Below are 25,626 nucleotides of genomic sequence, written 5' to 3'. Positions count from 1 at the left end.
TGGAGGCTACACGGATGAGCAATAATGCCATACCCGGCGGCGAACGCCCATTATATCTGTTTCTCTTGTCAGCCAAGACCCGTGAGGGTCTGATGAGGAAGCTCACGGAGCTGCAAGTGTGGATCAGGGAAGAACCGGACATCCGGACGGATGCCGGGAATATCGCGTATACATTATCCATCGGCAGAAGCCATTTCAGCCGGCGGGCGGCGCTGATTGCCGCCGATCTGCAGGAGCTGGAGACGGAGCTGCTGCTCACCCTGGAGAAGCTCACCTTGAAGAGTGGCGAGGCCTCCCGCGAGCTGCTGCGTAAGCAGACTGCCCGGGAGGATCAAATCAGGCTGGACGCCATCGCTCTACCCGGGTCTGCTCAAGGGAATACCCCTGCATTATTCTCCCGGCAGACCCTGGAGCAATGTGCAGAGCTGTATCTGGAGGGCGGTGTATGCGATTGGAAGAGCCTCTACACCAACCGTCCTTACTTCAAAATACCTCTGCCCGCCTACCCGTTCGAGAAGCAAAGATATTGGCTTGAGCTGAACACAGGCCGGACATCCCCGTCTCCGGCACCGGGACAAGCTCAGATACACGCGATAGGTCCGGTGCTGGACTGCAACCGGTCTACGGTGCATGAGCAGTGCTTCGAGAAGAGGCTGACGGGCGAAGAATTCTATCTGAAGGATCATATCGTGTCCGGCCGTAAGCTGCTGCCGGGTGTGGTTCAGCTGGAGATGGCTTTGTCCGCTGCTGCTGCTTCACTGCCGGGAGCTTCAATACGCAGCATCACAGATGTGGTCTGGGCTTATCCGGTTCAACTGAGTGACGGCGAAGAGTCCAAGCTGGTGCAGGTACGTCTGTATCCGGGCGGGAGCCAGGACGAGCTGGATTATGAGATTGTCAGCCAATCTGACGGCGCTGAGGTTGTTCACAGCCAGGGAAGTATCGGATATACACAGGAAGCACCATACGGACCCCCGGAATCGATGGATATTGCCCGGCTATGCCAGGGAAAGACGGACGTCAGCGGAAGCCGGATCTATGACAGATTCAGAGAACATCAGCTGGAGCTAGGGCCGTCCTTTCAGTCGATTACCCGAATGTCCGCCGGAGCGGCAGACGCGGTAGCCTTCATTGAGTTGCCTGCCCATTTGCATGAGGGCTTCGGGGCATTTACGCTGCATCCTACGGTGACTGACGGAGTGCTGGAAGCTGTCATCGGGCTGATCAGCGGCCACGGGGAACTGGAGGGCGCGGTGGCGCTGCCGTATTCTTTTGACAAGCTGGAGATCTTCGGAAGCCTGCCGCCTAACTGCGTCTCTTACGTGACAAGGCTTGCTACCGGGGCAGATGACGGGGATCTGGCCTTCGATGTGGCGGTCTCCGACGTTCAGGGCCGGGTGCTGCTGAAGTTCACCAGATTTGTACTGAGAGTATTCCAGCAGGGAAGAACGCAGACCATGGAAGAGATGAGCTTTGTGTATGAGTGGAAGGAGCGGGAGGCGCTTCTTCCCGCACCTGACAGTGTGTCTGGCGATATCGTATGGTTCGCCGCTGAGCCGGAACTGATCAAGTCGCTTCCCCAAGACAGTGACGGGACAGCCTTTCATCCAGGCGCGTTATATATAGTAGAAGCTGCTGCGGAATATCAACAGGCAGGGGAAGCACATTACCGGATGAACCCGGAGCGCCCGGAGGATTATGTTCGCTTGCTTCGTGATCTGGCAAATAGAGGCTGCAGTCTGGAGACACTCGTCTATGAGCAGCAAGAGCACTCAGAAGAGACAGCCCCAAATGCTGCTGAAGGAGTGTATCTGCACCAGCTGTATCTGGCCCAGGCGCTGATGGCTGTCCGGGAGAACCGCCATAGCCGGGTGATTCAGCTATGCAGAAGCGGGGAGGAATTCGCTGTGCCTCCCGGACAGGGGGCCTTAAGAGGCTTCAACAAAACGCTGAAGCTGGAGTATTCCAAGCTGCATTTCAGCATGCTGTACACAGGATCTGCGGGCAGGGATGGCATCTACCGGATGATTGCGGCTGAGATCCGCTCTACGGACGATGAAGTGCTATACCGGCAGGGTACAAGATATGTTCATGCCCTGAAGGAAATCGCTTCCCCCGCGAAGGAAGCCGCTGAAGCCACTAAAAATATCCTCCGTCCACACGGCGTGTATCTCTTAACAGGCGGACTGGGCAAGCTCGGGCTGATAGTGGCCGGGCATCTGGCCCGCCACTATCAGGCTAAGCTTGCGCTGGTTGGTAGGTCGGCACTCCTGCCGGAGCAGGAACGGGAAATCGCCCGGCTTCAGAAGCTGGGTGCAGAAGTAGTGTATGTGCAGGCGGATCTGTCGCAGGCGGAGGCAGCGGCAGCAGCCGTGGCCGATGCGCGGAGCAGGCTGGGCAGCCTGAACGGCATTATTCATGCGGCAGGAGTTACCCGTGACGCGCTTATCCAGGTGAAGGATGCGGGTCAGGCAAGCGGGGTACTAGGAGTCAAAATCCAAGGGCTGACGCAGCTTGACCAGGCTACCCGAGAAGATAAGCTTGATTTCATAGCGGCCTTCTCCTCGATTGCGGCGGTCACAGGCAATGTCGGGCAGAGCGATTATGCCTATGCCAATGCCTGGATGGATGAATATCTGCTGCACCGGAAGACCCTGGTCCAGTCGGGGCACAGACATGGCAGATCCATCTCCATTAACTGGCCGTTCTGGCAGGAAGGCGGGCTGTCGGTAGAGGAGCAGACCCTGCTGTTCTTCAGGAATACCGTAGGGCTGAAGCCGCTGGAGACCTCCGCAGGACTAAGACTTCTGGAGGCGATTCTTAACGGGTCTGAAGTGCAGATCCTGCCCCTCTTGGCGAACCGCAGGAAAATATGCGGCATTCTGGGGCTGGAATCGGCAGCTTCAGGCACAACAACAACCATCATCCAACCTGGAACCGGTGCCGAGCCTGCCGAGAGCCGGTCTGCCGGTCTGCTGGAGCCAGTACAGCAGATCCTCACTGGTGCAATCAGCCGTCTGATGAAGCTGGATGCCGCCGCCATTCATCCTGATCAGGATTTGGGCGAATACGGCATGAGCTCTTTAACGTTCACTGATGCCGCAAATGCGGTCAATGCTGCCTTCCAGGTACGGATGACACCGGCAGTGTTCTTTGAATATCCTACAATTCGTGCATTAGCAGCCTATCTGTTAGAGAGCTATGCGGACGAGTTGGTTACATATTTCAGCCGTGGAGTTGCACAAGCACCGGAAGCCGCCGTTGATTACGGCTCCGTTCAAGCGTCCGCTTCCGGCCAGAAGGCCCGCCAGAGCTGGAAGCCCCTCCAGCCGGAGACTGCCGGGGCCGGTAAGCCGGAGCCGGTGGCAATTATCGGCATCAGCGGAGCGATGCCGCAATCAGAGAACCTGGATGCCTTCTGGGAGCATCTGCGGGACCAGCAGGATCTGATCACGGAGATTCCTGCAGACCGCTGGGATGCGAAAGAGCTGAACCGGCTGAAGGGCGGCGTGATGGATAAGCCCGTCTCCGGCTGGGGCGGCTTCATGCAATCTGCCGATAAGTTCGATCCAGGTTTCTTCAACATTAATCCGCGAGAAGCGGATCTGATGGACCCGCAGCAGCGGATATTCCTGGAGACTGTGTGGTCTACACTAGAGAACGCCGGGTACAAGGCCTCTGAGCTGTCAGGCCGGAAGGTCGGGCTGTTCGTCGGCGTCTCGACGAATGATTACAGCACGCTTTTACAGGATAACGACATTGAGATTGAAGCCTATTCTTCCACAGGCAGTTCCCACTGCGTGTTAGCCAACCGGATCTCTTATCTGCTCAATTTCCGCGGCCCCAGTGAACCGGTGGATACCGCCTGCTCCAGTTCACTGGTAGCTGTACACCGGGCAGTGGAGAGTATCCGCAGCGGGGACTGCGAGCAGGCGATTGCAGGGGGAGTGAATGTGATTGCCGCGCCGACCCTGCATATCTCTTTCAGCCGGGCTGGGATGCTGTCGCCGGACGGACGCTGCAAGACCTTCGATCAAAGTGCGGACGGTTATGTGCGCGGAGAAGGTACGGGGGCCGTTCTGCTCAAGCCGTTAAGCCAGGCGGAGGCAGACGGGGATTATATCTATGCAGTGATCCGGGGAACCGCGGTCAACCACGGCGGCAAGGTCAGCTCGCTGACGGTGCCGAATCCGAAGGCGCAGGCCGAGGTGCTGGTCGAAGCCTATGAGAAGGCGGACATCCCGCCCGATACCATTAGTTATATCGAAGCCCACGGCACAGGCACCTCCCTGGGGGACCCGGTGGAGATCAACGCGCTCAAAAATGCTTTTAAAGAGCTGCATCACCGGCGGGGGATACCGCTGACCCGGGAGCAGTACTGCGGAATCGGTGCGGTGAAGTCCAATATCGGCCATCTGGAGGCCGCCGCAGGCATTGCCGGCATTCTCAAGGTGGTGCTGGCGATGAAGAACAGGACCTTACCGGGGAATGTTCATTTCAAGCAGCTGAATCCTTATATTGAGCTTGCTAAGTCGCCCTTTTATATCGTGGAGCAGACGCAGGAATGGACGCCGCCTGACGGCCTGCCAAGACGGGCAGGGATCAGCTCCTTCGGCTTCGGCGGGGTGAATGCACATGTGGTCATGGAGGATTATCCATCCCGTGACACCGTTAGCTCCGTGACCCGTTCCATGCTGTCCGGGCAGGGCAACGTAATCGTCCTGTCTGCCAAATCTGCAGACCGGCTGCAGGAAAAAGCGCGGCAGCTTCTAAATTACTTGACGCTTCATGCAGCTGACGAAGAGCTTACGCTACATAACATTGCGTATACGCTCCAGACCGGACGGGAGGAGATGGCGGAGCGGATAGCTTTTACCGCTGTCAGTAAAGAGGAGTTAATAGATATTCTGCGCAGCTATGCTGCCATGCCGGAACAAGCCCATAAGGTACATTATGGACGGGTACCCGTGCAGCTTCCGGCACCTTCTTCTTCCACCGCCAATTCCGGGAAGCCGGTTGGCACTCTGAAGCTAACGGAGCTATCTGAGCTGGCGGAGCAGTGGACCGCCGGGAAGGCAGTCGATTGGAGCCGTCTGTATGCGGACAGGGAGTGCAGACGCATTCCGTTGCCTGCGTACCCTTTTGCCAGAGAGACCTGCTGGGTCCATAAAAATTCACGCCGTATCGCTCCCAAGCTGTCTTCTTCGGCAGAAGCTTCTGCGGTGCTGCATCCGATGGTTGACAGCAATGTCTCCACCATGGAAGAGGAGAAATTCCGTACTGTGCTGCGGCCGGAACAGTTCTATGTCAAGGATCATGTGGTTGGCGGCAAGGTGTTGCTGCCCGGCGTAGCCTATCTGGAGCTGGTAAGGGCCGCTGCCGTCCTGGCCGGAATCAACCCGGTAACGGGACTGAGGAATGTCAAATGGATCAAGGCAGTTGAAATGGAAGAGAAGCAGAAGGAGATCTTCACCACATTCGCGCATGTGGATCAAGGCGAAGTGGAGTACAAGGTGTTCAGTGAAGCAGAGGGACAGCGCACTCTGCATTCAACGGGGAGAATTATGCAAAAGACGCCTGCACCTGCACAGACGCTTGAGATTGCGAAGATCAAGGAGCGAAGCACCTCCAGCCTCACTCAGGCAGAGTGCTACGATCATATATTCAAGGAGGTCGGCTTCGACTATGGACCCGCTTTCCGGGTGACGAAGACAGCGTATTGCTCGCTAGAGGAGGGTTTATCCGAAATCTCCTTGCCAGAGCATCTTGACGAGAAGTATGCGGAGTATGTGCTCCATCCCTCGATCATTGACGGTGCGGTCAGATCGCTATCGTGGACGGGAAACCGCAGTGAAGAGGACTTGACGCTCAGGGTGCCTTACGCCCTGGACCGGATAGAGCTGATCGGCAAGGTTCCGCCGCAATGCTATGCCTACGCGAAGCCTGCAGAGGGAGCTTCCGGCACAGATGATGAGGGAACAAGGAAGTACGATATCCATATTACGGACCGGCAAGGTCTGGAGGCGGCACGGCTGTTCGGCTTCTCTATTAAGCAGTATGCTGCGGCCGCAGTCACTGCTTCCGCACTAACCCTGTATTCGCCAGAATGGATCGAGACAGAACTGCCGCAGGTGACCGCGCCATTGTCATCTATTGTAGTGTTCGGCTCGGCTGCCCTGGCGGAGGCTGTCCGCAGGCAAGCGGTGCAGCATGAGCTGGCAGCAGAATGCTGCATTCAGGTTGAGGCCGGAGCAGAGTATGCCCGGCTGAGCCAGGCAGCTTATGTGATTCGGCCGGAGCAGGCGGCAGATTACCTCCGGCTGCTGGAATCCCTAAGGGATCAAGGCGTGCAATTGCAGCATATCGTGCACGGCTGGAACTGGAAGGAGCAGGCCGGAGCGGAAGGACCGGATCTGGAGGAGCAGCAGGAAAGCCTGGGGAAGCAGATGGATCAGGGGCTATACTCGCTGCTGTACCTCTTGCAAGCGGCAGCTGCGGTGAAGCCCCGCTCAAGGATCAGATGCTTATATGCTTACAGCAGAGCTGCGGACATGCTGGAGCCGCTGCATGAGATGAATGCCGGATTCGCGCATTCACTGGCTGCCGATCATCCGCTGTTCCAGTTGAGTCTTGTGAACTTAGAGTCTTCGCCGCCCGTACAGGCCGCCGGGAGGCTGATCCGGGAGTTACTGCCGCCGCAGCTGGCGGGCGGAACTGAAATCAGGTATGCCGGTGATGTCCGTTCTGTGCGGAAGCTTCTTCCGCAGCCGCTGCTGCATCAGGCCGAGGCTTCGAGGTTCACCCAGGGCGGGGTGTATGTACTCACTGGCGGGACTGGAGCGCTGGGCATGCGGGTGGCGGCAGAGCTGGCCTCAGCTTGGCAGGCAAGACTGGTGCTTGCCGGAAGGCAGGCTCAGGATTCGGCCATTCAGGCGAAGCTGGAGCAGTTGACGGGGCTTGGCGCGGAAGCGGTCTATGTACAGGCTGATGTCGCTGACCCGGAAGACGCGGCAAGGATCATCGGAGCAGCCAAATCGCACTTCGGCAGAATCAACGGCATTCTTCATTGCGCCGGAACCGGAACGGTAACGAAGGCCGCCGGGAGCAGTAAAGCGGACTTTGCCGGAATCCTTGCCCCGAAGGTGGACGGGACGCTCAATCTGGACCATGCCAGCAAGAATGAGGCATTGGACCTGTTCATTCTCTTCTCGTCCACCTCTGCGCAGATCGGCGATATGGGTGCAGGCAGTTACGCTGCCGCCAATGCCTTTATGGACCGCTATGCCGTATACCGTGACTGGCTCGCGGTGCAGGGCCGGCGCCAGGGTAAGACAGTATCCGTTAACTGGCCGCTATGGAAGGACGGAAGCTACCTGCTTCCGGCAGCCCAGCAGCAGGTGCTGGCCGGGTATTACGGCATGCAACCGCTGGACAGCAGAACAGGCCTCCATATCCTGGAGACGGTGCTGAAGGAGGATGCGGTGCAAGCCTTCGTCGGTTACGGAGATTCGCGTAAGATCAGCCGGGCACTTGGTGTGGCGGAAGCCCCACTGGCAAATCAGGAAGGCGAAGCCTTACAGCCTACAGGCATCAGCGCCAATAACATGGATAGCAGGGCGCTGCTGGAGGGGACACAGACTTATCTTGTCAGCCTGCTGGCCAGAACATTGGGCGTTGCGAGAGAGCGGATCGGTCCAACTTCACCGCTGGATGCCTTTGGCCTGGATTCGATTATGATTCTGGAGCTGAATGAGTCGCTGGAGCGTGAATTCAGCGGGTTGCCGACGACACTTTTCTACGAATATAACACGGTTGAAGCACTTGCCGGTTATTTCACCGGTCATTACGGTGCACAGCTTGTAACGTTATTGAAGCTGGAGCAGCCGCATGGTAACGATGCGCCGATTGCGGCAGTGCAGATGCCGGGTGATCCGCAAGAGGCAGATCTTACAGCATCACAGAGCAGACGGTTCATCCCGAAGGCAGGGGAGGATGTGTCCTCTGTAAAGAATGCCGGGAATCCCGGTGTGATGGATATTGCTGTAATCGGCATGGATGGCCGGTTCCCGATGGCCGGCAATATTGCAGAGCTGTGGGACAACCTCAAGGAAGGCAAGGACTGCATTACCGAGATTCCAGAGAACCGCTGGGACTACACGCGCGACTACGATGCAGAGAAAGGCAAGAAGGGCAAAATCTATACCAAATACGGCGGCTTCATTGATGATGTGGACAAATTCGATCCGTTATTCTTCCAAATGACGCCGCGGGATGCCCAACTGACAGACCCGCAGGAGCGGCTGTTTCTGGAATGCGCCTATCATACCGTGGAGGATGCCGGATATACCCGCGAGCGGCTGGCACGCTCCAAAGTCGGTGTTTTTGTCGGCGTCATGTACGGTCATTACCAGCTTCTCGGAACGGAAGGCTACACTTCCGGACAACTGGCAGCGCCGAATTCTTCGTTCGCGTCCATTGCCAACAGGGTATCCTGGCTGTTCAACTTTCAGGGGCCGAGCATGGCAGTAGATACGATGTGTTCGTCTTCACTGACGGCGATTCATCTGGCCTGTGAGAGTATCCGCAGCGGAGAGAGTGAGGCCGCACTTGCCGGGGGGGTTAACGTGACGATCCACCGCAACAAATATGTGTTCCTGTGCAGTCAGCGCTTCGCCTCCAGTGAGGGCAAATGCCGGGCCTTCGGCGAGGGCGGAGACGGGTATGTTGCCAGTGAAGGCGTAGGCGCAGTGCTGCTCAAGCCGCTCAGCAAGGCCATTGAGGACGGAGATCATATTTATGGGGTTATCAAAGGCACTGCGGTGAACTCCGGCGGCAAAACCAGCGGCTACACTGTGCCGAATCCGGGTGCCCAGGCTGCTGCAATTGCCGAAGCCCTCCGTAAGTCGGGCGTTCATCCCAGAACCATCACCAGTCTTGAAGCCCATGGCACCGGCACCCCGTTAGGTGATCCGATCGAAATTGCCGGGTTGTCCAGAGCCTTCAGCCAGTACACGGACGACAAACAGTTCTGCTCGATCAGCTCGGTTAAATCCAATATCGGACACCTGGAATCGGCCGCCGGAATTGCCTCGCTGGCCAAGGTCATGCTCCAGATGAAGCACCGGATGCTGGTGCCGTCCATCCATACGGAGGAGCTGAACAGCGGCATTACATTCGAGGATACGCCATTCTATGTACAGCGCAGCCTGGAGCACTGGGAGCATGACTCCGGCAGCAGAAGCATGCGCCGGGCAGGCGTCAGCTCCTTCGGGGCAGGCGGGTCCAATGTGCATCTGATCGCCGAGGAATATGTACCGGTGCGAGCTGCCGCGGAATCCGCCGGGCGCAGGCTAATCGTATTATCCGCGAAGAACCGGGACCGGCTGAGCGGCAAAATCAGTGAACTGCACCGCTTCCTTGATATGCCGCTTGCCACAGAATATACGCTGGCGAATATCGCCTACACGCTGAGTACAGGCAGGGAAGAAATGGAGGAACGGCTGGCCGTTGCCGTCCAGACGGTCGATGAACTGAAGCAGGTCATGAAGTCCCTGGCAACGGGTGCAGTATGCGAAGGGATATACCGGGGCAATACAACCGCTGCCGCAGAGAACGGCACGGCCATTCTCGGGAATGATCCCGAGGATACCGCATATATCGCTGCGCTGGCCCGCAGGAATCAACTTGACCGGATCGGGAAGCTGTGGGTCCTTGGAACAGCGGTGGATTGGAATCTGCTCTTCGCAGATACTCAGCTGCAGAAGGTGTCCCTGCCTCTGTATCCTTTTGCCAGAGAGAGCTATTGGCTGGAGAACACAGGCGGCGGATTCTTTGGAGGGTCCGGGCACAAGGAGACGTCAGGAACAGCACACGGATTGGGACCTGCGGCGGCGGGCGGGCGACTGCCCGGAACGATTAATTCACTCCAGCCTCTGCATCCGCTGGTGGATATCAATATTTCCACACTGCGTGAGCAGCGGTTCCGCAAGCGGCTGTCTGTCGACCAGTTCTATCTGCGGGATCACATTGTTGCGGACCAGATCCTGCTGCCCGGAGTCGCTTACATTGAGATGGCCAGAGCAGCGGGTGAGATTGCCGGAGAAGCCGGGGTCCGGGCAGTGCGTAATGTGGTATGGCTGAAGCCAGTAGTGATGACAGAGGAATTCAAGGAACTTGATATCGTGCTGGAGCCTGAAGGCGAGGCCGTCCATTATGAGATCTTCAGTCAGATCATGAGCGAGCGGGTTGTACATTCGCGGGGGATTCTGGAGTTCGCGGAAGGACCTGCGGCGGCGGTAAGCCTGAACTTCGACCTCAAGGAAATCCGGAACCGGTGCCCCGGCCGCAAAGATAAACAGGAATGCTATCAGCAGATATTCAAAGCCATCGGCTTCAGTTATGGTCCGTCCTTCCAGGTGACGGAAGAAGTGCTGAGCGGGAAGGAAGAGACCTTGGCCCGTTTATCCCTGAATGAAGCCTATCGATCCGGATTGCCGGAATACGTTCTTCACCCGGCTCTACTGGACGGAGCGGTACGCTCGGTGGCAGCAGGCAGAGAGGAAGAAGGACGGGCTACGCATATTCCATTCTCACTCGGGAGTATCGAGATCTTCGCGCCTATTCCTGCGGACTGCTATGTGTATACCCGGGTGAAGGAGCAGCCTGGAGAGAACAATCTGGGGCTGAATATATTTGATATTTCCATTCTTGACCTGCACGGGCAGGAAGTGGTCCGGATTGGGGATTTCATCGTCCGGCCTTATACCGTTAAGCCGGAAGGCAATCCGGCGGCGGAGCTTCACTACTATACTCCGGTCTATGAGCACGAGGCGCTGGTCCCGGTAAGGGGAGCAGCGCAGCGGAAGGTGCTGATCCTGGGGTACGGCGGGATGAACAGCGGCCGGAATACCGCAGCTTCACCGTCCGGCAGCCTGCCGGGCGGAGCCGGTGCCTGTATCTGGATTAGGCCGGATACGGAGTACCGGTCAGGCCCGGGAGATCAAATATCCATCCATCCGCACAGGGAAGCAGATTATGTGCGGCTGCTGGAGAAATTGCGGGAGAGGGACTTCCATCCCACCCATGTTCTGCATCAGTGGGCAGGAACAGCAGAGCCGCTGTCACTGGCCGCACTGCAAGCGGAGAGGGTCCAGCCAATACTGACGCAGATGCTGGAGGACGGCATTTTCTCTGTTATCTCCCTGTTCAAGGCCTTCGTCCATGTGTTCGGACAGCAGCCGTTGAAGCTGTTGTTCGCTTACCCGCAGGAGCAGGGAGGGTTCTCGGTTCCTCATGAGCTGCTGGCCAGCTTCGCCAAATCCATTGTAACCCTGCATCACAAGTTCCAGATTACCAGCGTGGCAGCGGATTACAGCGCGATTCATGCTGCGGATTATCAGGAGAGGCTGTATCAGGAATTGTTCTCCCAGCAGAATCCGGGCCATTTGGATGTCCGCTATGCCGGAGAACTGAGAACGGTGCGGAGAATCCGGCCGCTTACGCCTGGAGAAGGTAACACAGCGGCATCCGCACCTCTGGTTATCAAAGAGAAAGGCATCTACCTGATTCCAGGCGGCACCGGCGCACTGGGAATGATTGTGGGCGGATACTTGGCACGCACCTGCGGAGCAACGCTGATCTGTACCGGCCGGCAGCCTGCAAGTGAGCGGACAGACGCTTGCATGGCCGAGCTAAGACGGCTTGGCGGAGATGGACGTTATCTTCAGGGCGATATCGCAATCGCCGGGGATGTGCTGCGGATGATGGACAGCATCAGAAACGAATTCGGCCTGCTTAACGGGATTATTCACTGTGCCGGCCAGGGAAGCACCCTGCCTGTTACTGAATCCGCTGGGATCTCCGGCCGCGAGCTGATGAGTTCCAAGGTCGAAGGTCTGATCTATCTTGATCTGTTCAGCACTGCTTTTGAGCTGGATTTCCTGATGCTCTTCTCTTCCATTGCTGTGGAGCTGGGAGATCTGGGGGTTGGGTATTATGCCATGGCCAACAGCTTCATGGACCGTTATGCCAGGCTGAGGAATGAAGCCGTAACGCTCGGGCAGCGCAAAGGCCGGACGATTTCGGTCAACTGGCCGCTATGGAAGGACGGGGGCTTCGGCATTCCCGAGAGTGAGGCGGTGTACTATTCCACTTATCTGGGCATGAGCATGTTGGAGGAAGAGAGCGGTATCCGGGCGCTGGAGGCCATTTTCCAGGCGGACTGCGGCAATATCATTGTAGCGGCGGGGAACAAGTCCAAGATTGATCAGGCGCTTAAGCTGAACCACAGCATTCCGGTTCAAGAAGTACCGCTAGAAGATAAGGAAGCCATTGTTGACCTGCTGACCCGGCTGCAGACCGGTGAGATGAGTGAAGCAGAAGTGAAGCAGTGGATGGGAGGCCTATGATGAGTGACGCCAATCTGGAGATGGGCAGGATTCTGGAGCAGATTAAGCGGGGAGCGCTGGACCCGGAGCAGGGCTACACGCTGATCAAGCAGTTGAAGAGCCAGGCCGCAGAAGAAGCAAATACCGGCACCAGACAGACAGGTGAAGGAGCGGGGCCCGGCTCAGGCGGAGACAGGAGTCTCCAGGACTACACTGTCCAGTATTTGAAAGGGCTGCTCTCACAGGTCACCGGCCTTGAGGCCGAGCGGATCAATGCGGGTCAGAGTCTGGAGGAGTACGGAGTAGACTCGGTTGCGATTATGGAGATTAACGGTCTGCTGGACAAGGATTTCCCGAATCTTCCGAAGACGCTTATGTTTGAATACGGCAATCTGGCTGAGCTGGCCGGGTATTTCGTTCAGCATCAGCGCGGGCTGCTGGAGGCGCATGCCGGATACCGGCATATTAGACAGTACCTGGAGCAGACGGAGAAGCCCGCTGTTCCCACAGCAGCTTCTGCGAGAGTACAGGACAAGCCTGTAGAGACAGTGGCGCCGAAGAAATACAGATCCTTCTCCGCACCCAGCAAGGACCGGAATAACGATGAGAAGCGAATACCTTCGCGTATCGAGCCGCAGGCCGTTCAGCAGGAACATCCGGCTAAGGACGGGGGGATTGCGGTCATCGGCATCAGCGGCGCTTTTCCCGGGGCCCGGAATCTGGATGAATTCTGGAGTAACCTGAAGCACGGGGTGGACAGCATCTCCGAGATTCCGCCGCAACGGTGGGATCACAGCCGTTATTACGACCCCGAGAGGGGCAAGAAAGGCAAGGTGTACAGTAAGTGGGGCGGGTTCATTGACGAATACAATTGCTTTGATCCGCTGTTCTTCCAATTAACGCCAAGAGATGCGGAGCAGCTTGACCCGCAGGAGCGTCTCTTCCTGGAGTGTGCACACAGCGCGATTGAAGATGGCGGATATACCCGCCAATCCTTGTGGAACAGCAAGACCGGTGTCTTCGTGGGTGTCATGTACGGCCATTATCAAATGTACGGAGCGGAGGAGACCGTCAAAGGCAATACGCTGGCACTCAGCTCGTCGTATGCGTCCATCGCCAACCGGGTGTCCTATTTCTTCAACTGGAGCGGTCCCAGTATTGCACTGGATACAATGTGCTCCTCGTCGCTGACTGCGCTGCATCTTGCCTGTGAGAGCATTTACCGGGGGGATAGCGAGATTGCGGTTGCGGGCGGAGTGAACGTAACCATTCACCCGGATAAATACCTGTTCCTGTGCAATCAGCGGTTCGCTTCGAGCGAGGGGAAATGCCGGGCCTTCGGCAGCGGCGGAGACGGCTATGTGCCGGGCGAAGGTGTCGGTGCGCTGCTGCTGAAGCCGCTGGCCAAGGCGGTGGAGGACGGAGACCATATCTACGGAGTGATCCGGGCGAGCTCCATCAATCATGGCGGCAAAACGAACGGTTATACGGTTCCGAATCCGAATGCACAGTCGGATATTATTGCCGAAGCGCTGCACAAATCAGGCATCCATCCACGGGCGATCAGCTATATAGAAGCCCATGGAACAGGTACTGCACTCGGCGATCCGATTGAAATCAGCGGCCTTACGAAGGCCTTCCGCTTACAGACAACAGAGAACCAGTACTGTGCCATCGGCTCGGTCAAAAGCAATGTCGGCCATCTGGAGTCCGCAGCCGGAGTGGTATCCATCATTAAGGTGCTGCTGCAAATGAAGCATAAACAGCTGGTACCCTCGCTCCATTCCGAGGTGCTGAATCCGAATATTAACTTTGAAGAGACCCCTTTCTATGTTCAGCGGAGCCTGGGAGAGTGGAAGCCTACAGTGTTGGAAGAGGAGGGCCAGACCAGAGAATATCCGCGTTATGCTGCGGTCAGCTCATTCGGCGCAGGCGGCACGAACGTGCATGTGATCCTGGAGGAACACCGGAAGCAGGGAAGCCTTGTATCCGCGCATTACAGTGATAACACTGGCGGGCCGCACATTTTTATTCTATCCGCCAAAAGCAAAGACCGGCTGAAAGCATACGCCAAGCACATCCTGGATTACCTGGACCGTACGATCCGGCCGGAGAGTGTGCCGGAAGAAGCAGGCAGCAGCACGCTGAAGCGATACGTAGTCGCTGATATCACCGCCGCTCTCCTGCAATCGGCCCTGCTGCCCGCACATATCAGCGCCCAGGAGGCCATTGATGAATACGGCCTGTCCAAAGAAGAGCTGATGACGGCCGCGGACACACTGTATGAAGCCTATCCGGTCCGGCTCCCAATCAGCCTCTGGACAGGCAGCACCACCATTGATGAGATTGCCGCTTATCTGCTGGAGCAGCTAGGCTCATCCGCCATTGCAGCCAGACACGGACGGAGCGCGGATTCTTCAGAAGCGCCTGAGCCTGCAGGAGGAATAATCAGCGCTGACGGTGCTGCCTCAGCCGATGGCTTCCGCCTGGAGGATCTGATCTACACGCTCCAGACCGGCCGAGTGAGCATGGAGGAACGGCTTGCAATCGTGGTATCCGGTACGCAGGAGCTGCGGGAGAAGCTGGGCCGGTTCCTGGCCGGCGACCGTAAAGTCTCCGGGGTCTATGCAGGCAACGTCAGCTCCGGCAGTGAGATCCAGGATGTCTTCACAAAGAGCGAGGAAGGAGAAGCATTCCTGGTGTCCCTGGTGCAGTCCGGCAGACTGAGCCAGCTCAGCAGATTGTGGACAAGCGGGGTGAACTTCAACTGGCAGCTGCTGTATCCGCAGAGCAAGCCTTGCAGAATCTCCTTACCCACCTATCCGTTTGACCGGACGCGCTATTGGTACAGCTCTGCGCAAGACGCAACCGCTGTATACAACAGCAGCAAGCCTGCTGTCTTGGCTGCGGTGATTGACTCCAATGAATCCGTCTTTGAGGAGCAATGCTACAAAAAAAGCTTAAGCGCAGCCGACGCCTATCTGCACGATCATGTAATCCAGGGCCGGATGGTTCTGCCGGGGGTAGTCTATCTCGAAATGGCCTGGAGAGCCGGGCTGCTCGCCAGCCGGGAGTGGCGGGTGCAGTCATTAACAGATGTGAAATGGCGCAGAAGACTGGAGCTGCCGGAGAATGCAGCCAGCTTGGACGTCTATGTCGGGCTGGCAGCTCAGGAAGAGGCAATCGAAGCCAGCATCTATTCCCTGAACGGGAACGGGCTTAGAGTACTGTATTGCACCTGTACTGTGAATTATTCAGAGCTTGAACCGGCTGAACCGTTTACCCCGGATACGGAAGCGGAAACAGCGGATATCGCACGTATGGTCCAGACTTCCAGCCGTACCACAGAAGGCGAAGACTGTTACGCGTTGTTCGCAGACCATGGAATGAACTACGGCATGAATCTGCGGCCGATTGAAGCCGTGTATACCGGAGTGTATGGTACCCTGGCGAAGCTGGTGCTGCCCGCAAGTACGCAAATGCCGCTCCATGAATATATTCTTCATCCGGCGTTTGCCGACGGAGCGATGCAGACCGCGCTGTATTCGGTGATTAGCGGCCAGCAACAGACGGGGACCTTCGTTCCTTCGGCCTTGCAGGCTGTAGAGGTCTACAGGCCACTGACCCCTGTAAGCTATTGTCTGGCAGCGCCAGCACCAGCTTCTGGGCAGGAGCAGGGGATGCAGTTCGATCTGCTGCTGCTGAACAGCTCGGGCCTGCCGGCGGTGCGCTTCTCCTGCCTTTCGGGCCGGGATTTGACCCCGGGGATGCAGAGCAATATCGCAGCTCCGGCTGAAATAACCTCTTCAGCGGCAAGTGTGCTGCTGGACGAGCTGCTGAATAAGCTGCTGGCCGGGGAAGCCGGAATAGATGAAGTTGAGAGAATACTGGAGGGAAGCTAAATGAGATCAATTATTGAAAGGATCGCCAGCGGAGCCGTCTCCAAGGAGGAAGGCCTCCGGCAGATCGCCGCGCTGAAGCATTCGGATAAGCAAGTGCTCCTGACCTACACTAAAAGCTTGGCGGAACAGCCGCTTTCAGCCGGATCAGGTGATTCTTCCGGGCATCTGCTGGTGCTGGCGGCTGACGCAAGCCTGGAACCCATGCTGTGCAGCCAGTTAGCTTCCCGCTTCCAGTCGCTTACTTTTGCCGTGGCGGAGGAAGCAGGCGGGACCGAAAACACTGGACAAGAGCGGTATTCACTGAGCACTCAGGAGGATTACACGCGCCTGTTGTCCGGGCTGGAGCAGCAGGGGCGTTATCCCGGCAGCATTCTTCATCTTCTGTCGCAGGAGGAAGGGAGCGGGACGGAAGCAGCCATGGAGAGCGGCATCTATTCAATGTTCGCACTCACCAGGTCACTGCTTACCTTCAAGAAACGTACCGGTATCAAGATCCTGTTCCAGTACAGACAATCGGATAATGATGCAGTACATGCCGCGCTGGACGGCTTCGTGAGAAGTGTCATGATCGAGAACCCCGGCCTGCTGTTCAAGACGGTGTCTACCGATCTGTGCCGTGCGGACTTTGCCCCGTTCATGCTGGAGCAGCTGCGGCTGGAGCTGGGTTCCATGTCGAACGATCACCGTGAGATCCACTACCGGGAATCCCGCCGTTATGTGCCTCACTTTGAGCAGTATACAGCTCCGGCCGTTCCCTTCATTGAGCATATGCCTGCAGACTCCCCGGTCTACATCATCACAGGGGGGCTGGGGGCAATCGGCTATACACTGGCCCGGCATTTAGCGGATACCCGGTCCGCCAGTCTGCTGATCACCGGGCGAACGGCGCTAAACCGTACACTCGAAGACAAGCTGAAAACGCTGAGCAGTAACGGTAATAAGGTGATGTATATCCAGTCTGACGTTGCCAGCTCTGCGGACGTGCAGCGGCTGCATGCCACAGCCAGAGCAAGCTTCCCCAGGGTGAACGGAATCCTGCACTGTGCCGGAATGACCAGTGATTCCTTCCTCCTGCTTAAGGAGAGGGAACAACTGGAGCAGGTGCTGGCTGCCAAAGTGTATGGAACGCAGCATTTATATGAAGCATTCGGCCATGAGCAGCTGGACTTCATGCTGCTGTTCTCTTCCATCTCTGCCGTAACCGGCAATCTGGGGCAGAGCGATTATGCCTACGCCAACAGCTTCATGGACCGTTATGCCAATAGCAAAAGCACATCGGATGGCACCAACATCCTCTCGGTCAACTGGCCATTGTGGCAAGAGGGCGGGATGACAACGACGGCGGACAGTCTGGACTTCATGCGCAAGAATCTGGGCCTCTCTGTCCTGCCTACGGCTGAAGGATTGAAGGCCTTCGATAGAATCTGCCGCGATAGGCCGGGAAATGCCTTGGTGCTCTATGGGGACGCTGCGCGGATCGGGCAGACGGTGGAGTCGATCAATGACCCTCAGCGCGGGAACCGGCACAAGCCAGTCCAGGCAGGAGCAAACAGCGAAGCAGCACCCTTGCCGGAAGAAGCAACTCCTGAAGTAGTTGATACGGAGGTGCTGAAGCTAGGCGCGGAGCGGCTTTTAAAGGATATTTTCATCAAAGTAACCAAGATTCCGCCGCATGCCCTGGGCCTGGACGACTCCTTCGAGAAAATCGGCTTCGATTCCATCATGGCGATGAGCATCAATGAGGAGCTGGAGGCAAGCTTCGGCGGGCTGTCCAAGACGCTGCTGTTTGAATACCAGACGCTGCGGGAGTTAAGTGAATATTTCACCGGACAGCATAGCGGTGTGCTGGCACGGCTCATTGAGCCTCAGATCAGTCCAGTCCCTCCGAAGGCGGCGGTGCCGCAGCTTCATCGTCCTGCTGTGCGCCATCAGCCTTCCGGCAAAAGCCCCGTCACACCAAAAGCGGGCCGGCCTTCCGCTACTGCCGGGCAAGGGCAGAACAACCCTGGACGCAGCCGGGGCACGGAGGATATTGCCATCGTCGGAGTCAGCGGGAAGTTCCCGATGTCTCCGGATCTGGAGTCCTTCTGGCAGAATCTGCTTCAGGCACAGGACTGCATTACAGAGATTCCCGCAGACCGCTGGAGCATTGACGAATTCTATACCACAGACAAGAACCAGCTTGGCAAAATGTACTGCAAATGGGGCGGCTTCCTGGATGATGTCGACCGGTTTGACGCCTTATTCTTCAATATCTCCCCCCGCGAAGCGGAGATTATGGACCCGCAGGAGCGGCTGTTCCTGGAGTGCGCCTACAGCGCCATTGAGGATGCCGGATATACACGCGATACGCTCGGCAGCCGCAAGGTCGGTGTCTTCGCAGGTGTCATGTACGGGCAATATCAGCTCCTGGACGCGGAGGTGGACGGCAGCAAAATCGCCTTATCCTCGGTCTACGCGTCCATTGCCAACCGGGTATCCTATCATCTCAATCTGAACGGACCCAGCATTGCCCTGGATACGATGTGCTCCTCATCGCTTACTTCCATCCATCTGGCCTGTGACAGCATCCGGCGGGGGGAGAGTGACCTCGCGATTGCAGGGGGGGTGAATGTGTCGATTCATCCCGATAAATACATATTCTTAAGCCAGCAGAAGTTCGCGGCCAGCGATGGACGATGCAGAAGCTTCGGCGAGGGCGGTGACGGATATGTGCCCGGGGAGGGCGTAGGTGCCCTGCTGCTGAAATCGGTGGACCGGGCGGTTCAGGATGGAGACCATATCTATGCTGTTATCAAGGCCAGCTCCATCAACCATGGCGGGAAAACAACCGGCTATACGGTGCCAAATCCGTCTATGCAAGGCGCAGCGATTCAGGAAGCCATGCAGGCTGCGGGCATACACCCGCGTACAGTCAATTACATCGAAGCCCATGGTACAGGCACCTCACTCGGTGATCCGATTGAAGTCAGCGGACTGGTCAAAGCCTTCAAGGACGGGACAGCCGACAAGCAGTTCTGTGCCATCGGCTCGGTGAAATCCAACATCGGGCACTGTGAATCGGCAGCGGGGATCGCAGCCATCACCAAAGTGCTGCTGCAAATGAAATACGGTGTGTTAGTGCCTTCGCTGCATGCGGAGGAGCTGAACAGCCACATTCATTTCGAGGATACGCCGTTTGTGGTTCAGCGGCAGGCGGGCCCGTGGGATCGTGTAACGTTGCCGGAAGGCGAAGGACAGAAGGAATATCCGCGCCGTGCGGGAGTCAGCTCCTTCGGGGCAGGCGGAGCCAACGCGCATATTATTCTGGAGGAATACATTCCGGCAGAGCGCGGGGGGAAGGACGGAGACGGCAAAGAAGGCGGTAATATCCACGGAGCTAATATCCACGGAGAACCGTATATCATCGTCTTATCCGCCAGAACAGAGGACCGGCTGAAGACCTATGCGCTGAAGCTTGCGCACTACCTGGAGCTCCCGGAGGCTGAGACAGCCAGTCTTAGGGACATAGCCTACACTCTCCAGCTGGGACGGGAAGCCTTCGCAGAACGGATGGCGATCACAGCCGGTTCTGTCCCGGAGCTTAAGGGGCTGCTGGACGAATTCAATCAGGGCAGACTGCCGGATGGCAAGGTGTTCCGGGGGAATATCAAAGGCTTCAAGGATTACATTGAGCTGTTCAATGCCGAACAGACGGGAATCTCTTATGTCGACCTGCTGCTGGGCGGTGGAAATACCAGTACCATTGCCCGGCTATGGTCCCTCGGACTGGATGTGGACTGGCAGAAGCTATACGAAGCAGGGCATTGCAGGCGTGTGCCGCTGCCTACGTATCCCTTCGCCAGGAACCGCTACTGGATCAATGAGGTGAAACGGCGGGATAACCGCTTATCGGCAGCCGTTCCTGAGCATACCGGACTTGGAGAGCTGGTGGAGTACAATCTCTCAACGATTGGCGGCTTCCGGTTCTCCTCCCGGCCGGCGGTAATCAGCGGATTCTATGAACCGGTAAGCTGGCAGGGACAGGAGTATATGAACGGGTTCGGACTGCTCGCATTCGCGCGGGAGGCTCTGAAGCTGGCCGGATATGCCCGGGAGGAGCTGAGGCTGGAGAATATGAAGTGGTCGGGTCTTCTGAACCGGCAGCAGCTCCATCCGGCGCTGGATATTCATATCTTCCCGGATCTTGAACCCGCTGCAGCAGAGATCAGGGCCGGGGAGCAGGTTGTCTTTCAGTGTACCCTGGCGGTTAAGGCTGACTGGACCGGGCCAGCCAGTTTAACAGCCGAAGAAATCCAGCCGGCAGGACAAGGGGGACTGCTCCTCAAGCAGACCCGGGAGCTGCTCCGTTCGCTATATGGTATGGAGTCCGCACTGAGGCATGTCACAGGCTTACACCAAGAGCAGAACAGCCTGCTGGCCTTCGTGGATCTCGGTGAAGCCGCGCCTGCGGATTCTCTCAGCGCCGCAGCAGTGAATTCAGCCGTGCATACACTGCTGGCCCTTTCAGCGCTGGAGCAGCCGCTGTGTCCAATGGTGCTGCATTCCATCCGGCAAATGTCTTACTCACATAAGCATTTGCAGCAATTTGCAGTTCAGGCCCGGCGTACTGCCGGTGATGAATATACACTGGCAGTGTTCACCGGGGATGGAGCAGCAGTCTGGGAGCTGCAAGGCGTGCATCTTGCCGGACTTCAGACGGAGAAACGGGAAGCCGCCCTGTATTACACCACAGAATGGACTCCCAGCCCGGTGGAAGCGGCCGGGGCACTGACCGGTGATGTGGTGCTGTTCCTGGACGATCTGGAGGCTCTGCCCCAGTTCAAACGCAGCTTCCCAGCAGGGGCAAGGCTGATCTTCGTCACTGCGGCGGAGCAATTCGCCCAGACCGGCGATAATCATTACAGCTTGCGCTTCGATGACAAGCAGCAGCTTCAGACGCTTCTGGATTCCCTGCGGGCAAGACGCGTAAGCCTTACGCAGCTGATCTATGCCGCATCGCCTGCTGCAATGGAGCCGCAGGACAAGCTGAACCACAGCATATATCCGCTGCTGCTGCTGACCCAGGCGCTGATGCAGAGCAAGGCTGCGGCTGATATCCGTCTGGTCTATGCCTTCAAGGACACAGAAGACATGGGAAGTGTGCTGGACGCCTCGCTGGGCGGGTTCATCAAGACGCTGCGCCTGGAGAATCCGGGGTATTGCTTTAAGACCGTCTCCCTGTCCGCATCGTTGCGGCAGGAGGAGCTCCCAGCGATTCTCGGACAGGAGCTGCAGCTTCGCCCTGAGGAGCAAGAGGTGCAGTACCGCGCCGCAGGCCGGTTCGTCAAGCGGCTCGTTCCAGTCCGAGATGAAGTTGAGGCTGGCACTCCGGTCAGTATTAGAACAAACGGCGTGTATATCATCACCGGGGGACTTGGCGGTCTGGGGCGTGTATTCGCCGCTTATCTGGCAGGCACGGCACAGGCGCAGCTCATCCTGACCGGCCGTTCCCGGCTTGATCAGAATAAAGAGGCGCACCTGGCAACCATTCGGGCGTATGGAGGCTCGGCAGAATACCTGGTCTCAGATGCTTCAGACAGTCAGGCTGCGCAGGAGCTGATCCGGTATGCGAAGCAGAAATACGGCAGAATTGACGGTATCCTGCATTGTGCAGGGACACACAGTGATGCCTATATTCTGAACAAGGACCGCTCTGACCTGGACGGAATCATCTCCTCGAAGATGATCAGCACACTGAATCTGGATCAGGCTGCGCAGGAGGAGAGCCTGGACTTCATCCTGCTGTTCTCTTCCATTACAGCAGAGACAGGGAATCCCGGACAAGCGGATTATGCTTACGCGAACAGCTTCATGAACGAATTCGCCCTGTACCGTGAACGGCTGGTTGCAGCAGGCAGACGCACCGGGCGCACCTTCTCGGCGGGTTGGCCGCTATGGGAAGCGGACGGCATGCAGCTGACCCCCGGGCAGCGAAGAATTCTTGAGCTTCAGACAGGGCTGACGCCGCTTCCGGTAGAGCAGGGGATCGAAGCCTTTGAATGGCTGCTCCGGCAGAGCAGTCATCCTGCGCTGCTTGTCGGATATGGACAGCCGGAGCGTGTGAGCAGCCTGCTGGACCGGATGAACCGCATGGAACAGGCAGAGCGGAAGAATATCCGTGAGGAAGCGGAGGAGGAGGCTGTGCCGGGCACTGCCCTGCTGGACAGTACTCTGCAATACCTGACAGGACTGTTCAGCGGGCTGCTTAAGCTGCAGCCGGAAGAGATTGATATCACTGCGGAATTCGAAGAGTACGGCATCGAATCGGTCATGGTCGGTTACTTCAACGGCAAGCTGGAAGAGGACCTGGGCGAGCTGTCCAAAACCCTGCTGTTTGAATACCAGACCCTGGAGAGTCTAGCTGCCCATATGGTCAGCCAATATTCCGGTCCGCTGAACAAGCTGTTCCATAGTAACGGAACAGGGAAGAAGCTTCCTGAGCATGCGCAGACCGGGAGGAAGATAGACCTGCAATCAGAGAAGGAGCCCCGGCTGCCGGAACATGAAGCCGGAGCTGCGGGATGGCCGGAGCTTATATCCTTTGCAGAACAAAGCGGACATGGAAGCAGCACCAGCAGTGCGAACGGAGGCAATGACGAGATCGCAATCATCGGGCTCAGCGGCAAATATCCGCTGGCCGCAGATCTTGATGAATTCTGGGACAATATCGCAGCCGGAAGAGACTGTATCTCCGAGATTCCGGCAGACCGCTGGGATTACAAGAAATTCCTGGGCGGAAGCTTCGAGCAGGTACAGGAAGGTAAGATGTACAGCCGCTGGGGCGGCTTCCTTGAGGATGTGGACAAGTTCGATCCGGCATTCTTCCATATTGCGCCGCGCGAGGCGGTAATCATGGACCCGCAGGAACGGATGTTTGCCGAGACGGTCTGGTCTGCGCTGGAGGATGCAGGCTATACCAAGCAGAAGCTCCAGCGCCCCGGGGAAGAGCATGGCGCGAATGTCGGTGTATTCGCAGGGACAACTACCTATTCGTATCAGCTATGGGGCCCGGAGGAATGGGCACGGGGCAATCTGGCTGCCATGCCCAATGTGTCGCCTTGGTCCATCGCCAACCGGATCTCTTATCTGTTCAACTTCAGCGGCCCGAGCCTTGCGGTGGACACCGCCTGCTCCTCATCGCTTGCGGCCATTCATGCTGCATGTGAGAGCCTGAAGAACAAAGAATGCCGCCTTGCGGTAGCGGGCGGAGTGAACCTGTATCTGCATCCTTACAAATATGTGCTGATGTGCCAGACCAAAATGCTGTCGCCGACCGGCAAATGCCACAGCTTCGGCGAAGCAGCCGACGGGTTCGTTCCGGGCGAAGGAGTAGGGGCGGTTCTGCTCAAGCCTCTGTCCGAAGCGATTCGGGATCACGACCATATCTATGGCGTGATTAAGGGGACCGGCATCAACCACGGCGGCAAGGTCAGCGGCTACACCGTTCCCAATCCCGCTGCCCAGGCCAGTCTGATCTCCAGGGTGTTGAAGCAGGCGGGAGTGCCTGCGGACAGCATCTCCTATGTTGAAGCGCACGGCACAGGAACCAAGCTGGGCGATCCCATTGAGCTCAATGCGCTGAATCAGGTGTTCAGCGAAGCGAATCCGCCCAAGCAATCCTGCGCCATCGGATCGGTGAAGTCCAACATCGGCCATCTGGAAGCGGCGGCAGGCATCGCCTCCCTTACGAAGGTGCTGCTGCAGATGAAGCACCGCCGGCTTGCCCCTTCTCTTCATGCAGAGAAGACCAACAGCAATATTGATTTTGCGAATTCATATTTCCGTGTGCAGCGTGAGGAGGGGCCTTGGACGGTTGATGGACCGGCAGGTTCAGCTGTCCGCCGGGCCGGTATCAGCTCCTTCGGGGCCGGTGGCACCAATGCCTATGTGCTGGTTGAGGAATACAATGCTGAAGTTCAGCAGGGAGCAGCGGCGGGGCAGTCTATCTCTGGAAACAGCGGCATAACCGGCAATGATGGCAGCAATAAGGAGCAGGTCATCGTGCTATCCGCCAAAACTCCCTATTCCCTGAAGCAAATGGCAGTAAAGCTGCATGCTTTCCTGGGCAAGAACCGGGATGTCAGACTTGCAGATGCCGCCTACACCCTGCAGACCGGGCGGGAAGAAATGGCCTGCCGCCTGGCCTTCGCCTGCTCCAGTCTCCAGCAATTGCTGGAGCAACTGAACAATTACATCGCCGGAGCGGGCTTGGAAGAGCACTATTCCGGTGTAGTATCCAAGCGGTCCAGAAGGGAACTATCAACGGCTGGAGAGGCTTCACAGCTGGCAGCGGAATGGGTGCAGGGGGCTGGAATCGACTGGCCGAAGCTGCATTGGGGTGAGCAGGTGCGGATTGTGCCGCTGCCGACCTATGCTTTTGAAAGAGTGCGTTATTGGATTACACGAACCGAAGCTGCCGTTCCCGCTAATCACGGGGGAGAGGAGAAGCTGCATCCGCTGGTGGACCGCAACCGTTCCAGCTTCAGCAAGCAGCAGTACGAGACGGTCCTTAAGGAATCAGAACCGGATTGCGGCTTGCCTCCTTCCGGATTCATTGAGCTGTTCCGTATCACCGCTGAGCTGTCGCTGGAAGCATCCTGCCGGGTGATTGAAGATGTGGTCTGGGGACAACAGCCGCAGCCCGGAGCTGCGGACAGCATGCTGACTTCTCTATACGAAGCAGGGACGCATGTTGAATGTGAGAGCGGCTACCAGAGCGGACAAGACGGATATGTCATCTGCGCCCAAGGCAAGGTGGCCGTCCCTGCTGGAAGTCAGTCCGCTGATCCGGTACCGCTGCGTATGAGCAGGCTGGGTGCGCCGATTCTTTTGCCGGAGGCTGATTCTGCTCTATACCGTCATCTGGAGACCATTCAAGAGCTGCACACCGGCACTGGTCAGGCACTGATCCGGCTCCGCCTTAAGGAAGCACAGGAGCCTGCGCAGCATCAGAATCAGGCACTATTCCATTATGCGGCGGTTGATGACATGCTGAATTCCCTGGTGCGGCTGACTGCAAAGGCAACCCGGCTTGAATACCGCAGGCTGGGCAGATGTACAGTGCATCATCCTTTGACCCGGGATGTCCAGCTACTCGCTAAGTGGAGTACGGGAACTGACGGGCTGACAACCTATGACCTCTGTATCTTGGACACGCAGCAGCGGGTACTGGTGAGTATGGAGAAGCTGATACTGAAGCTCAGTGAAGTATGCACCCCGCAAACGGTCAATTCAGGAATGCACGCACCGGTCTGACCGGTCAGATACCGGAACTCAGTATATCAAACATAGGTTGG

At 57.4% G+C, this 25,626-nt stretch carries 3 protein-coding genes; all 3 read left to right on the top strand.

Features of this window, described 5'->3' with window-relative positions; translation table 11 throughout:
- The first annotated feature begins 14 nt into the window (after positions 1-14).
- The 3 genes from NST04_RS20265 to NST04_RS20255 are packed head-to-tail and all read left to right on the top strand — an operon-like array spanning position 15 to position 25,585.
- Positions 15-12,407: an SDR family NAD(P)-dependent oxidoreductase gene (locus tag NST04_RS20265; RefSeq protein WP_341185848.1), complete on the top strand. Its 12,393-nt coding sequence runs from the start codon at positions 15-17 to the stop codon at positions 12,405-12,407.
- Positions 12,407-16,288, top strand: a complete 3,882-nt coding sequence (locus NST04_RS20260) for a beta-ketoacyl synthase N-terminal-like domain-containing protein (RefSeq protein WP_341185847.1) — start codon at positions 12,407-12,409, stop codon at positions 16,286-16,288. Before NST04_RS20265 ends, NST04_RS20260 begins: the two co-directional genes overlap by 1 nt.
- Positions 16,289-25,585 (top strand): SDR family NAD(P)-dependent oxidoreductase, encoded by a 9,297-nt coding sequence (locus NST04_RS20255; protein WP_341185846.1) that lies wholly within the window; start codon positions 16,289-16,291, stop codon positions 25,583-25,585. It abuts the gene before it with no gap.
- Positions 25,586-25,626: the final 41 nt, after the last annotated feature.

It is taken from the genome of Paenibacillus sp. FSL H7-0756, assembly GCF_038006765.1.
GTDB lineage: Bacteria > Bacillota > Bacilli > Paenibacillales > Paenibacillaceae > Paenibacillus_AQ.
This window is presented reverse-complemented; position numbering and strand designations above follow the sequence as displayed.

Bases quoted from the DNA above. Each gene is read 5' to 3' on its own strand.
- NST04_RS20255 (WP_341185846.1), top strand. From the start codon at position 16,289: ATGAGATCAATTATTGAAAGGATCGCCAGCGGAGCCGTCTCCAAGGAG.
- NST04_RS20265 (WP_341185848.1), top strand. From the start codon at position 15: ATGAGCAATAATGCCATACCCGGCGGCGAACGCCCATTATATCTGTTT.
- NST04_RS20260 (WP_341185847.1), top strand. From the start codon at position 12,407: ATGAGTGACGCCAATCTGGAGATGGGCAGGATTCTGGAGCAGATTAAG.